We start from the raw sequence: 12,865 nt of genomic DNA on the forward strand, positions 1-12,865 counted from the left end.
GATGGGTACCATGTTACGGTACCGCCAGGTACCGGCGCAAGAGGAACTTCGTGAAAGAGCAATCAGACCCGGCATCCGGCTCACGGCCCGTGCGCGAACGCATCCTGCACGCCGCCATGGATACGTTCGTGGAGTTGGGCTACACGGGCGCGAGCACGTTGAAGATCGCCACCCGGGCGCAGGTTTCCAAACGCGAGTTGTATGCGCTGTTCGGCACCAAGCAGGCGATGCTGGCGGCGTGCATCGCCGATCGCGCGGGCCGCATGCAGTTGCCCACCCAACGGCCACCTCGCCATCGGGACGAACTGGAGACGCTGCTCGCCGGGCTGGGCGCTTCGGTATTGCGCGAGGTCAGCCAGCCTGGCGTCATCGCTGTCTTTCGGCTCGCGATCACGGAAGCCCAACGCGCCCCCGAAGTGGCGGCGACACTCGAGTCCGCGCGTCGATCGGTACGCGATGCCGTCCGCGGCATCACCGAGCAGGCGCGATCCGCCGGACTGATCGACCCAAAGGCACCGCGTGATATGGACGTCCGTTTCCTAGCTCTGCTCTGGGACGACCTGATGGTAAGTCTGCTGCTGCGCCTGCGCGAAGCGCCGAAGGCCACAGAGATCGAACGACGTGCCAAGCGTGCCGCCGAAGAGTTTCTTCGGCTGTATGGCCCGTCATCGTAAGAGCAACCCGAGAGCCCTTCGCTGCATCACTTCGTCGACGACTCGTGCAACCGCTTTATCGCGGCGGCCAATACAGCGGCGTCCTTTACATTGATCATGAGGGTGCCGTTCGTGGTGGTTCCGTTAGGCCCCATGTAACTGCGGTTCGTACCCGAAGCGGATGTGTCGATCAATTCCACCCACTCTTCGCCGTTCTGTCGAACGGGTCGCAGCGTGACCACCCGGGTCGAGCCGTCGGACATCGTGACCCGGCGAGTGAACTGTCCGGAGAACACCTGGCCCGGCACAAGATTGCTGCGAATTTCGTCGATGGACACCACATAGGCGTGATCGGACGGCTCGTCCGCGGAGCCTCCTGGCGCGGCAACTACGAACCCCGCAGCGACGGTTGCCGCGCCTGCGGCAAAGCCGGCCAAAACAAGCAAGAACGACCGATTGCGTAACGCCATCGTAGCCTCCCGACCCGTGATGATGATTGCAGGACGGCCGCCAACAACGCTGGCCGTTACAGCCCACATTCCATGGAACGCCGAACGGAAGGCTACCCTATCGCAGGCGATGCAGAATATGTTCTCCAACATATTTCGTGGCGTCGTAAGCTCGTACGGCATGCCCTGATGCCCGATGGAGATTCCGATGGCCGAGCTGACCGTTACCACGTTCAAGTGGGTTCCCGAATGGCCGCGTGGCCACGTACGCGATCTGCGCGTGCGCTGGGCACTGGAGGAAGCCGGATTGCCGTATCGGGTCGCCAGTGTGCCGTTTGAAGGCCGGGATGCCGATCATCTCGCCCATCAGCCGTTCGGTCAGGTGCCTTGGCTTACCGACGGCGATATCTCCATTTTCGAGAGCGGTGCCATCCTGCTTCATCTGGGTCTTCGCAGCGAGGCGCTGATGCCTTCGGATCCGCGTGGCCGTAGCCAGACCATGGAGTGGGTGTTCGCCGCGCTCAATTCGATGGAGATGGCGACCGTGCCCTGGTCCATCTTCGTGTTCTCCGGCTACAGCGATGAAACGCCGGAGTGGAAGCGTCTGGACGATTTTGTGAAGCTCAGGCTCAACCATCTGGAACCGATCCTGGCGGAACGGGAGTGGCTGGCGGATCGCTTCTCCGTCGCGGATATCGCCATGACGGAAGTGCTGCGCCTGGTCGAACGCCTCGGCGGACTCAAGGTGTATCCCGCTTGTCGCGAGTACATCGCGCGCGCCACCGCTCGCCCTGCGTTTGTGAAAGCGCTCGCGGATCAGATGGCCCACTTCGCCGCGGCGGATTGAACGCGGGTCTGGTGCATGTCTTTTCCCGCTCAAGGCGACGGAACGATCGGGAACCGATTTCGTCAGTGATGACGGAATATTTGTCGATCATCGACACGCCATGACGATGTATTGCGCGACGATGTGACATTCGGTGGATCGTCATGCATGCCACTGACGTCCGGCACGGTTGCCCATGCAAAGGCTTGAGGATAATTGCGCTGCCCCCACTGGGCACCTATGGAGGGGCGGTTGCGTCCCAAGCTACCCCGCCTCAGGCGTGGCCGTCCCCTCCACCTTCGATGATGCGATCGCGTTGGCGTGTGGCGGCAGCTATTCCTGGATCCGCTATCCACTTTCTTCACTTGTGCTGCACGAGGATCGCATCGGTCCGCGGACGCGTGGTGCATCCGCGGTCGGCCGAAGGGGATGTCATGGCTTTCGCACTCAACCACCCGCTGATGGTGTTTGTCATTTCGTTCGTCGTCTTGTGGCTCGCCGAGCACCTTGGCGCCTGGTGGGCGCAGCGACGTCCCGCCACCGAGCCCACATCGGGCGAGACCTTCGGCGTCGTGCAAGGCGCCACGCTGACGCTGCTCGGCCTGATCATCGGCTTCAGCTTTTCCATGGCGATCAGCCGCTACGACCAGCGCAAGAATTACGAAGAGGCGGAAGCGAACGCCATCGGCACGGAATATGTGCGGCTGGACCTGCTTCCGGCTGCTGACGCAGCGAAGCTGCGCCCCTTGCTGGTGAGCTATCTGAAGCAACGCATCGTGTTCTATGAAACCACCGATCGCGACAAGCTGCCCGCGCTCACCGCCGCCAAGAACCAGCTGCAGTCGAATCTGTGGAGCGCGGTCGCCACGCCGGCCCACGAATCACCCAATCCGCTCACGGCGCTGGCGGTATCGGGCATGAACGATGTGTTGAATTCGGAAGGCTATACGCAGGCGGCGTGGTGGAATCGCATACCGGTGGCAGCATGGTTGCTGATGGCAGTCATCGCGCTGGGCTGCAATCTTCTGGTGGGTGTGGGTTGGCGCAAACGATCGTCGGAACCGGGGCTGCTGCTGGTGCTCCCGTTGGTGGTCGCCGTGTCCTTCATGCTGATCGCGGATATCGACAGCCCACGCGGTGGACTGATCCGGGTCAGTCCGCAGAATTTGAAAGCGCTTCTGGCGACGTTTCCCGGCGCGTGAAACGCGTCATTCGGGACCGTCGATCGCTACCACCTGCGCGGAGTGGTCCACCTCGCAGTGATAGAGCGACGTCCGCGCATTGAAATTGGCAGCGAAGGTGAGCTGGCTGCCGATGGCATTCGACTCCTCGCCGACCAGGCGCCATCCCTCGATCTCGCCTTGCAGCGTCGGCCGGATCTGCGCCTCGCAGGAGGCGATCTGCCGTTGATGACGCGTCTGTTCCGCCAGCGCCATCTCGTCCACGGGCCGGTGCCAGCGATGCCAGCTCGCGACCCCGAGCAGGCCTCCTACCGCCGCCACGGTGAGAAGGGTCCGAACGATACGTCGCTTATGACGTCGCTTCATGGGGTGCGCGGAAAACGATCAGCCGTCGTCGTTGGCGCTGGCGGCCATGTTCAGCTTGTAGGCATTGGCACGGGTGAGGATGGCGATCGCCTCGCGAAAGATCTTTGGCACCGGCGCCGGCAGATCCTCCTGTTTCTGGCAGGCGGCAAAGTCGCCTTCGGCACCGGCCAACAGTTCGTCGATCAGGCCCGGCTCCTTCATGTCCATGCGTTGAAGCAGGCTGAGCAGGATGTAGGAGCACGCATGCGCCTTGGCGTCCGCCGGCGTGAATTGGTGGGCCATGATCGACACCTTTGAGCGCGTGGAGGTCACCTGCGAATGTACCGCTGAACCGCGCCGCGCGCGATGGGGCCGCGGCCACCTCGTCGGCTCCCCAGACCGTCCCCACGAAGCCGTCACGAGCCGCCGCCGAGACTACGGGCCACGAAACGGGGGAGCGGACGAATCGGCGGCACCGCCACGCTCTTCAAGAACCACCCGCTTCCGAGGCCATGCACATCGATGCCAAGGGCAGCACCACCCGGCGAATCCATCCATCGGCGCTTCCGCACCGTTGTCACCATCGTGTACGTGGTGATGGTGGGACTGATGCTGTGGCAGTTCGCGCAGCAATGGCGGGGTTACTGGGATGCCAGAGAGGCGCAGAAGGAATTTCGCGTGGTCAGGGCCGCCTTGCAGGCGATGGCGGCCGTGTCGAACGAGCGGCGTCCTACCGTCGCCGTGCTGATGCTGGAGGATCCCGAGCCCCGCCGATGGCGCGAGGTGATGCATTCGGCGCGAAGGACTACCGACGGGCACATGGACGAACTGGGAGGCGCCGTGCGCGATCCGGCCTGCAAGAATTGCGGCGCGCTCGTACCCTCCTGGCAACATGCGCGCGCCCAGCTCGCCGATGCCCGGCAACGCCTGGACGCCACGCAACAAGCCGCCCGCAATGAGGAGGACCTCTTCGCCGGGTTCAACCAGATCGTCAGCGTGATTCCCCAGCTGTCGTCGATCGCGCAGACCAGCGCTACCGGCGTGATCCGCGAGAACGCCGATGTGCAGAGCTATCTGCTGGTCGCCCGTCTTTCGGGCGTGCTGAGGGAACAGGCGGGCGTGGTTGCCCAGCAGTTCGCCCCCGCGTTGCTGCGGCAACGTCCGCTGACCGCGCAGGAAGCGCGGGATATTGCCGGCACCATGGGCAAGATCGAACAGTTGCGGCAAATGTTGCAGCCCAGCGTGCGCGTGCTTCCGCCTGCCCTTCTGCTGGACTATGCCGAGGTCGAGCAACGCTACTACGGCGAGGCAGTGCGCCTGCTCGACGAGCTCAGGCAGCAAGCGGCGCTGCCGGAAGGCTCCAGCATCACCCTCTTGCAATGGTCCGACCGCTACGGTCCGCTGGTTCCACCCATCGACCGCTTTCGCGACAACGCCCTGGCGCTGGCCGGCGACACCATCGACAGGAGCCTGCATTCACACCTGCTCTATCTGCTGGCCAGCGGTCTCATTGCGCTGGCGCTGACCGTGCTTTTGCTGGTGATGCTGTGGCGCTTTCGCATGAAGGTGATACTTCCGTTTTCCGAGGCGCAGCGCTTCATCCTCGCGGTGGCGTCGGGTGACATGGCGGCGGAGCTGCCGCGCGAGCACTACGGCAGCGAGGTGCGCGACCTTTTCAACGCACTCAACGTCTTGAAGGAAAGCGTGCGGAAGCGCCATCAGCTGGAACGCGAACGCACCCGCCTGATCGGCGAACTGCAGACCATGGCCGAGACCGATCCGCTGACCGGCCTGCTCAATCGCCGCGCCTTCGAGAGCCGCGCGCGCGTGCTGCTCGCCGACAAACGCAGCGGCGAGGCAGTGGTCGCGCTGATGATGATCGACATCGATTTCTTCAAGCGCGTCAACGATAGCTACGGTCACGACAGCGGCGACAAGGCGCTGGTGACGCTCGCCACGCTGTGCCGCGACACGGTGCGTTCGGAGGACATCGTGGCGCGCTTCGGCGGGGAGGAATTCGTCATCCTCCTGCGCGTGCAGGCAGCGACGCAGGCGCGAGCGCTGGCCGAAACCTTGCGCCAACGGCTGCATCAAACCCAGGTCACCTGCACCGACGGCCAGATGTTTGGTTTCACCGCGAGCGTGGGTATCGCTTTTCGGGTACGCACGGGCGATACCTCGCTGCGCGTCGACGAGTTGCTTCGCGAAGCCGATGACCTGCTCTATCGCGCCAAGGAGAACGGGCGCGATCGCATCGAAATGGCGGCGAACGCTTGAACGGTCAACGATCCGCGGCGGGCGGCTCGTCGGGATAGAGCAGGTCCGCCAGCAGCGGCCAGCGCTTCCGGGCGGCGAGCCAGACCTCCTGGGCCTGGCTGTCGTAATAACGCGCGGGATCGACGCCCTTGACGTAGCTCGCATAGGTTTCGATATCGCTGGGCGACATCCTGGCGTGCGGGTGCTGTGGCGCGGCCATCATTCGCCCTCCATCCAGACGCCGTCGGGCGTGTGGATCACGTAACCATTGGCGGTGCCCATGGTGATGGTGTTTTCGTTCTCGCCCACCATGCGCGTCTGCGGCAGATCGTGGGCGTACTGATCGAGTGCTGGCGCGTCGGCCTTGAACGGGCTGTTGGCTACCAGGTTCGACATCAGCTGCGCGAGCGCCAGGTAGCTGGTGGGCGTGTCGATCGAAATGGCATGGCCCGGAGCCGACTTGCCTGCCGCCAAACCGATCAATTTCACTCCGACGGGAACGTGGATGATCCGCGGTGTGGGAATTTCGCGCAGGCCGGAAATCTGCCCCGCGTCGCCGCGAAGTGCCGCACCGTGCTCGGGCACGAAGATCACCACGGCCTTGCGCCCGGAACGCGCGATCACCTCGGTGAAACGGTCGATATCGCCCAGCAGCCGGGTCAGTCGGATCGGGTAGGACTGCAGGCTGGTGAGGTTGCTGTTGGGCAGGCGGTTGCCATCGTGCATGCTCACCGTGTTGTAGTACAGCGCAACCGGTCCGCCGCCCTTGGCCGTGCGGTCCTGGTACCACTTGGCCAACGCATCGTAGTCGTCGACCAGCGGCGAACCGTCGAATTCGCGCATGAACGGCGGCAGGCCTTCGATCGATTGTGGCTGGATGCCCGGGCGGCCGATCTCGCGTTCCACGATGCCGCGGAAATCGTCGAAGCGCCCGTTGTGGTTCAGCATGAACTCGACGTCGTAGCCGGCGGCCGCCAGGTCGGCGAATACATGGCAGTCCTGCGGCGCAGCGCTATACAGCTCGGCATGGGCATCCTGGCCGCAGGATGCACGCAGCAGGCGAATCGCCGCCGGACCGCTGTAGCTGGCCGCACTGCTGAAATTCTTGAAGACGTAGTCGAATTTGCCCAGCAGCGGGTTGTCCCGCATGTTGGAGACGTCGAGGTCGTCCCACGACAGCGAGCAGATGTGGATGACGATGATGTCGAACTGCGCGGCGGGATCATTGCTCATCGGAAAGAACGCCACGCGCCGGCTCTTCTCCGCGTGATGGAACGCGGCAAGCTGTTCGTCGTAGCTGCCACCCGAGCCATCCGCCCCCGCATTCGCGATACCGGCATCGGCCCTCGGATTCACGGCATACGTGGGCGCTGAGCTGGATTTGGCGATCAGCGTGCCCATCCCTTGCCATAGCGGGAAGACGATCAGCGCTAGCAGCACGAACGTGGTCACGCGCACCCAGCGATTGACCACGGCGTAGACCAGTACGACCAGCAGGGGCACATAGACCATCGCCGGCGTGAACGCGCGGCGCGCCAACTCCATCATGTAGGTCGGCGAGAACGAGGCCAGCGCCGGGATCTGCTTGAGCAGGTAGCCGAACGGCGGCAGCCTGGACTCGTGATAAAGCAGCGCCGCGCCGACCAGCACGGCGAGCACCTGCCGCGTGACGCGCTGCCACCGCTGCTGCAAGGGCACCAGCAGCGCCAGCGCGAACAGCAGGTTGAGCCACCATGCCGGCTGGATGCTGCCCACCGAAAACAGGTAGAGCTTGGCGATGAAATAGAGATTCCACAGTCCCATGCGTTACTCCGTTAGCCCGACTGGCGCGGTCGGCGCAGCACGGTCGCCTCGACGGCATCCAGTCCGGCGTCGAACAGACGAAGCACGCCCTGGTAGCCCATCTCGATCACTTCCACAAAACTGTGCAGCGGCGCATCGGGAACCAGTTCCTCTTCCCAGCGAACCCAGGCGTCGGCGCGGCCGAACGTGCACTGGATCAGCTGCGTCTCCCGTTCATGCGACCAGTCCTCGAATTTCAGCCCCAGGTGCACACCGTTGTTGCGCGCCACCACGGCTGGAAAGTAGTAGTCGATGTCGCCGCGCGACAAGGCCACGCCCAGCGCATGGCCGCGTTCCATGACCAGTTCCTCCGGCAGCACGATGCCCAGGCCGCCGGTGGAATAGTTCTCCGTGCGGCAGGCAATGGTCTTGCCGTTGGGCAGCACCAGCGTGGCCGGCACGCACAAGGGCACGTGGTGCGATACGCGCACCTGCCTCGCCTCCTTGGCCACGCCCACGGCGGCGCCCAGCATCGCCACGTTGAACAAGGCCCACACCATGTTCATCAGCACGGTGGCCGGCTCGTCGCGTTGCGTGGTGAACATGCGCACGATGCCCGCCACCAGCGCGGCGATATTCACCGCCAGCAACCACACGTACGGCTTGGAGGTGGCCCAGTCGAGGTACTCCTGTTCGATCAGGCCGCCCTTCGCGGTGACGTTGAACTTGCCCTTCTTGGGGTTGATGAAGGCGATCGTGGTGGGCAGCACGGTGTACCACGCCAGCACCGATTCGTAGACCTCGGCCCAGAACGAGTGGCGGTACTGTCCCTGGATGCGCGAGTTCGCCAACCCCGAGACGAACAGGTACGGCAACACATAGGCCATCACCGAGATCGCGTCCGCGCCGAACACATGCAGGCCGAAGAACAGATAGGCGCACGGCATGAACAGGAAGATCAGCCGCGGAATGCCGTAGAAGAAATGCAGCATCGCGTTGCTGTAGCAGATGCGCTGGAAGAAGGTGAGGCCCTTGCGCAGCCACGGATTGTCGAGCCGGAAGATCTGCGCCATCCCGCGCGCCCAGCGGATGCGCTGGCCGATATGCCCGGACAGGCTTTCCGTGGCCAGCCCAGCCGCCTGCACGATGCGCAGATAGGCGGTGCGGTAGCCGCGCCGGTGCAGCTTGAGCGAGGTATGCGCATCCTCGGTGACCGTCTCGATCGCGATGCCGCCGATTTCCATCAGCGGCGCCCGGCGGATGACCGCGCATGAGCCGCAGAAGAAGGTGGCGTTCCAGAAATCGTTGCCGTCCTGGATCAGCCCGTAGAACAGGCTTCCCTCGTTGGGAATGCGCAGGAAGGTGTCGTAGTTGCGCTCGAACGGATCGGGCGAGAAAAAGTGGTGCGGCGTCTGCACCATCGCGCACTTGGGATCGGAAATGAGCTCGCCCATGGTGGTCTGCAGGAACGACCGCGTGGGAATGTGGTCGCAGTCGAAAATGGCGATGAACTCACCGCTGGTCATCGCCAGCGCATGGTTGATGTTGCCGGCCTTGGCGTAGCGGTGCTCCTCGCGGGTGAGATAACCCACGCCCACCTCGTTGGCGTAACGATGGAATTCCTCGCGGCTGCCGTCGTCCAGCAGGTACACGCGGAGCTTGTCGCGCGGCCAGTCCATGCTCTTGGCCGCCAACACTGCGGGACTCACCACGGACAGCGGCTCGTTGTAGGTCGGGATATAGACATCCACCGTGGGCCAGCTGTCCGTGTCTTCCGGCAGCGGCTTGGGCTGACGGTTCAGCGGCCATGCGGTCTGGATATAGCCGAAGAACAGCACGATCCAGGTATAGATCTCGGCCGCGAACAGCAGATAGCCGAAGACGGCCTCGACCGGTGTGGCGAAGATCAGCGTCTGCGTGATGCGCCACCACATGTAGCGTCCCGTCATCAGGATCGACAGCGAGACCATCAGCATGGTCGGCCAGCGACCGGGAATACGCCGCACGACGATCATCACCACGCTGACGGCGATAAACAGGCGGAACTGCCCACCGATAGGCAGCGGCGTGGTCCAGAACCCCACCGCCACCATGGCAGCCAGCAGCAGGATCACCGGCTTGAGATGAGGCACGCGATCCAGTCCGGACGACCATACGTTCACGCGTTCGCTCACGCGCGCCCAAGGCACCGTGGGCAACCGCGACGACACCGCATGCCCAGCCCGACCGACGACGCCATAGGCCGGCGCCAGCCAGTGGCCGATACGGCCCAGCAACATCGAACGACGACGCGCGCCACGATGATGTCGCGCGCTGCGCAGATTCGTTGCCAGATGCGCACGACGGCGGCGCTGGCGGAAGAACACGCGCTTGAGCCAGGTCGCATGGCTTTCGTTCTCGCCCAAAGCCAACTCCGAGCGCAGATAGCGCCCCAGGCGCTCGGCCCAGAGCGCTGGCCAATCCCGTTGCCCCGGTGGCGGTGCGCGAAAGAGCAATCGCAGCAGCCATGCGCCGCGCCCTGCCTCGGCCTCCACGCCCAGTCGCCGCGCCAGCGAGTGCCGCACGCGCGACCATTTCGGCAGGGCCGCAGCCGGCTTCATGCGGAGCCCCCCGCTGTTTGCGCGCCGCCGGCGTAGGCCTGGCGAATCCAGTTGGAAAGCCATGTCGCCAGGCCATGCATGTCATGCGCCGCCTGCGAATGCGGTGCGCTGTGCACGAAGCTTTCGTCGCGGGCCAGGGCTTCGGGAATGCCCGAATCCGCGTGCACGCGATAGGCGGACAACTCCGCGCCCAGGCTGCCGCGCAGCAACGCGAGGATGTCGGTATGCAGCTGCGATGCCGGCGACACGGCATTGGCTACGTACACGGCCTGCTTGCCGAGCGCCTTCAGTTCGCTGCGCAGGCGCGGCAACGTGGCACACGCCAACGGCTCGGGCGGAACCACCACCATCACCAGATCGGCCGCTGTGATCGCCTGCGCCGCATGCACCGATGGCCAGGTGGGCGTGTCGACCAGAGCCACGCTGTGCCCCGCCAGATCGACGCGGGCCAGCAAATCGCGCAACCAGGTCGCCTGCAGGTGCAAGCCCGTGGCGATGGCGGCAGCCGTGTCCGCATCCGGTCCACGACCATCGCCGCGCGCCCCGCCCCACGGCAACCAGAGCACGCCATCGTCCGTCTGCAGCGCCGCCTCGCTCCAGTCGTCGGTGGGCGACAGCACGTGCGATACCAGGCCTTGCCGCGCCGGCACGCGCTGGCCGCAGTAAAACGTGAGCACGTTGCGCGGATCGCATTCGACCGCCAGCACGGCGTGCCGACGCTCGGTCAACAGACCCGCAAGCGCCGCCGTGAGCATGCTTCGGCCCGCGCCGCCTACTGGGGAAACGATGGCAATCGTCTTCATGCTTTTCTCCCGCCGCCTCCCTGACGTTTGCCAAGAATCACCAACCCTTCCAGCTGCGGCGGCAACTGGACGGAGCGGCGGCGCAGCAGCGAGCGCGAACGCGACAACAGGGAACCCACGCGCAATCGCCACCACAGCCACCACAGCGGCGCGGCGAGAATCAAACCCCAGATGAAGTAACCGAAGAACGTGTTCATCTGCCCTTACCTCTGCACTTTCAGCGGCAGCGATGCCGGACGTGGCGGCCGCCGCGTGGCGGCTGTCGCAACGCCCAGGGTGTCGGCCGCCGCAAGGATCGGTAGAACGCCTGGTTTCGCGTCGCTAATGGATTCGCTATCAGCGTTCGGCTCGGCCACCTCCATAAGCGGTGCGACGGGCTCGGCAGGCGCGACCAGGCCGGTGTAATCGGGCGGCGGCAGTTCGGCGATTTCCTCAGCCAGGCCATCGAGCGTGGAGTAGATGGTTTCGCGGTCGCCGCAACGCAGCTCGCCGCGGAACAGTTCGGACAACGGGCGTTCGAACACTTTCTCCATCGCCTGGCCGGCGTATTCCACGTGGCAGGCAAAGAAGAACACGTACAGGCTGTCGCCGCTGGCGGTGCACAGATCGCCGGTGCGACGGACGCGACAGGCCTGCAGCGCATCGATGCTGGCCACATCGCGTTCCAGCGGCAGACGCAGCAGCACGTTCGGCAGCCGAATCGGGCGGCTGCGCTCCACTGCCTCGCGCACGAGTTGAATGAAGCGATGCGCCGGCACGTAGCCGGTGGTGGAGTCGCGCATCGCGGCCGACAGCGCACTGCGATAATCATCGGGCACCGGCCGCGAGAACAGCTGGCCCTGCACGCCGTCCACCGCTATCTCCACCTGGGCCATCGGCATGCTGCGCGGGATGATGGCGTTGGCGCCCAGGGTCAGCATCAGCAGTTCGTAGCGGATGCTGACGTTGTCCTCGCGAATGAGGATCTTCAGCGCCTTGCCGCACTGGCGGCGCAGGAAGTTCACCTGCTTGGCCAGCGTCGCCAGGCTCTCGTTGATGCCGTAGTGCAGGATCACGGTCGCGGCCACCGCGCGGCTGGCCGCCGAGGTCAGCGCATCGTTGTCGGGCAGCACCTGCCAGCCTTTGGGCACCACGCGTTCACGCGCCACCGCGCCGTGCGCCACCATCACCACGCTTTCATCGGGCGCCAGCATGCCGATGCTTTCGCTGCCTTCCTGGTCGGCGTCGAGTACGGCCACCAGGCGATGGTCGTGGCCGGAGAAACGCAGGGGAATGGATTCGTTGGCGGACAGCGCACCGCGATGGTCGCGCCAGAACGCCACTTCCCAACGGAACTCGCCCTGCTCGTGCACCAGCTGCGCCGCGCCGGCGAACTGGATCTGGAAGTCGTTGAGCGGCCGGAAATCGCCGCTGTGTTCCACCAGCGGCGGCAGCATCACCAGCAACACCGTGTGCCGCGTCTGCGCGCACCAACCGGCGAGCGCCGCGCCCTGCCGGATCAGCGCGGCACGGTCCTGCCAGGCGAAGCACGCGGCCACGCCCTCCACCAGGAACTGGCTGGCCGGCGTGCTGCATTGCGCGGACAAGGCCTGCAGCGATTCCATCAGCACATCGCAGCCGTCGCGATCGGGCGGAAGATGCAAGGAGCACACATTGGCTTTGGGATGCACCGCGCCGGCGTGGTCGATGTCCATGCCATGCTGGCGCAAACCATGCGTCACATCCTCGGCCGAGCGCGTGGAGATCACCGTCACCGGCGTCTGTAGCGCGTTCGCTGCCGTCTTCCAGAACAACGCATCGCGTGCCGGCGAACGACTCGCGTACACCGCATACACCTGCCCCGTGGCCAGGGCCGACAACGACGAAGGCAGTCCTTCGATGGCCAGCGACTGATTCAGCCGCAGCCGTGCGCGCGAGGTCGCCCGGTCGGTCGGTTCGGAAGAGGAAGGAGGAGGAGGATTCGTCACGGC

Annotated in this window: 13 protein-coding genes; 4 read left to right on the forward strand and 9 right to left on the reverse strand. The window is 64.9% G+C overall.

Annotated features, from left to right (window positions below; translation table 11 throughout):
* The first annotated feature begins 89 nt into the window (after positions 1–89).
* Complete coding sequence (locus ACN9MB_RS13745) at positions 90–674, forward strand: TetR/AcrR family transcriptional regulator (RefSeq protein WP_426269283.1); 585 nt, start codon at positions 90–92, stop codon at positions 672–674.
* 26 nt (positions 675–700) lie between these two features.
* Here the strand turns inward: ACN9MB_RS13745 and ACN9MB_RS13750 are convergent, their stop codons facing one another.
* Complete coding sequence (locus ACN9MB_RS13750; RefSeq protein WP_426269284.1) at positions 701–1,339, reverse strand: hypothetical protein; 639 nt, start codon at positions 1,337–1,339, stop codon at positions 701–703.
* Here ACN9MB_RS13750 and ACN9MB_RS13755 point away from each other — a divergent pair.
* Both ACN9MB_RS13755 and ACN9MB_RS13760 read left to right on the forward strand, forming a co-directional pair.
* Positions 1,311–1,949: a glutathione S-transferase family protein gene (locus ACN9MB_RS13755; RefSeq protein ID WP_204636238.1), complete on the forward strand. Its 639-nt coding sequence runs from the start codon at positions 1,311–1,313 to the stop codon at positions 1,947–1,949. The two genes, ACN9MB_RS13750 and ACN9MB_RS13755, sit on opposite strands and share 29 nt — an antisense overlap.
* Positions 1,950–2,362: 413 nt before the next feature.
* Positions 2,363–3,130, forward strand: a complete 768-nt coding sequence (locus tag ACN9MB_RS13760; protein WP_204636237.1) for a hypothetical protein — start codon at positions 2,363–2,365, stop codon at positions 3,128–3,130.
* A gap of 6 nt (positions 3,131–3,136) precedes the next feature.
* Here the strand turns inward: ACN9MB_RS13760 and ACN9MB_RS13765 are convergent, their stop codons facing one another.
* Both ACN9MB_RS13765 and ACN9MB_RS13770 read right to left on the reverse strand, forming a co-directional pair.
* Positions 3,137–3,475, reverse strand: a complete 339-nt coding sequence (locus ACN9MB_RS13765; RefSeq protein WP_426269285.1) for a hypothetical protein — start codon at positions 3,473–3,475, stop codon at positions 3,137–3,139.
* Between the two features lie 18 nt (positions 3,476–3,493).
* The gene (locus ACN9MB_RS13770) at positions 3,494–3,757 is read right to left on the reverse strand and encodes a hypothetical protein (RefSeq protein WP_204636235.1); all 264 of its coding nucleotides are present in this window, start codon (positions 3,755–3,757) and stop codon (positions 3,494–3,496) included.
* A gap of 219 nt (positions 3,758–3,976) precedes the next feature.
* Here ACN9MB_RS13770 and ACN9MB_RS13775 point away from each other — a divergent pair, with 219 nt between their 5' ends.
* A complete protein-coding gene (locus tag ACN9MB_RS13775) occupies positions 3,977–5,731 on the forward strand; it encodes a diguanylate cyclase (RefSeq protein ID WP_426269286.1) in 1,755 nt (584 codons plus the stop codon).
* Positions 5,732–5,735: 4 nt separating this feature from the next.
* Here the strand turns inward: ACN9MB_RS13775 and ACN9MB_RS13780 are convergent, their stop codons facing one another.
* Genes ACN9MB_RS13780 through bcsE form a run of 6 tightly spaced genes read right to left on the reverse strand, consistent with a single transcriptional unit; the run spans position 5,736 to position 12,862 of the window.
* Positions 5,736–5,933 carry a hypothetical protein gene (locus ACN9MB_RS13780; protein ID WP_426269287.1) on the reverse strand — a complete coding sequence of 66 codons (198 nt, stop codon included), beginning with the start codon at positions 5,931–5,933 and terminating at the stop codon, positions 5,736–5,738.
* A complete protein-coding gene (bcsG, locus tag ACN9MB_RS13785) occupies positions 5,930–7,513 on the reverse strand; it encodes a cellulose biosynthesis protein BcsG (protein WP_426269288.1) in 1,584 nt (527 codons plus the stop codon). Before bcsG ends, ACN9MB_RS13780 begins: the two co-directional genes overlap by 4 nt.
* An 11-nt stretch (positions 7,514–7,524) precedes the next feature.
* Positions 7,525–10,092 (reverse strand): UDP-forming cellulose synthase catalytic subunit, encoded by a 2,568-nt coding sequence (gene bcsA / locus ACN9MB_RS13790; RefSeq protein WP_239535729.1) that lies wholly within the window; start codon positions 10,090–10,092, stop codon positions 7,525–7,527.
* The gene (gene bcsQ, locus ACN9MB_RS13795; protein WP_204636230.1) at positions 10,089–10,895 is read right to left on the reverse strand and encodes a cellulose biosynthesis protein BcsQ; all 807 of its coding nucleotides are present in this window, start codon (positions 10,893–10,895) and stop codon (positions 10,089–10,091) included. Before bcsQ ends, bcsA begins: the two co-directional genes overlap by 4 nt.
* Positions 10,892–11,092: a hypothetical protein gene (locus tag ACN9MB_RS13800; protein ID WP_204636229.1), complete on the reverse strand. Its 201-nt coding sequence runs from the start codon at positions 11,090–11,092 to the stop codon at positions 10,892–10,894. The genes bcsQ and ACN9MB_RS13800 overlap by 4 nt, the downstream gene beginning before the upstream one ends.
* A 6-nt stretch (positions 11,093–11,098) precedes the next feature.
* Positions 11,099–12,862: a cellulose biosynthesis protein BcsE gene (bcsE, locus tag ACN9MB_RS13805; RefSeq protein ID WP_204636228.1), complete on the reverse strand. Its 1,764-nt coding sequence runs from the start codon at positions 12,860–12,862 to the stop codon at positions 11,099–11,101.
* Positions 12,863–12,865: the final 3 nt, after the last annotated feature.

This window comes from Dyella kyungheensis, from assembly GCF_049913195.1.
Lineage (GTDB): Bacteria > Pseudomonadota > Gammaproteobacteria > Xanthomonadales > Rhodanobacteraceae > Dyella > Dyella kyungheensis.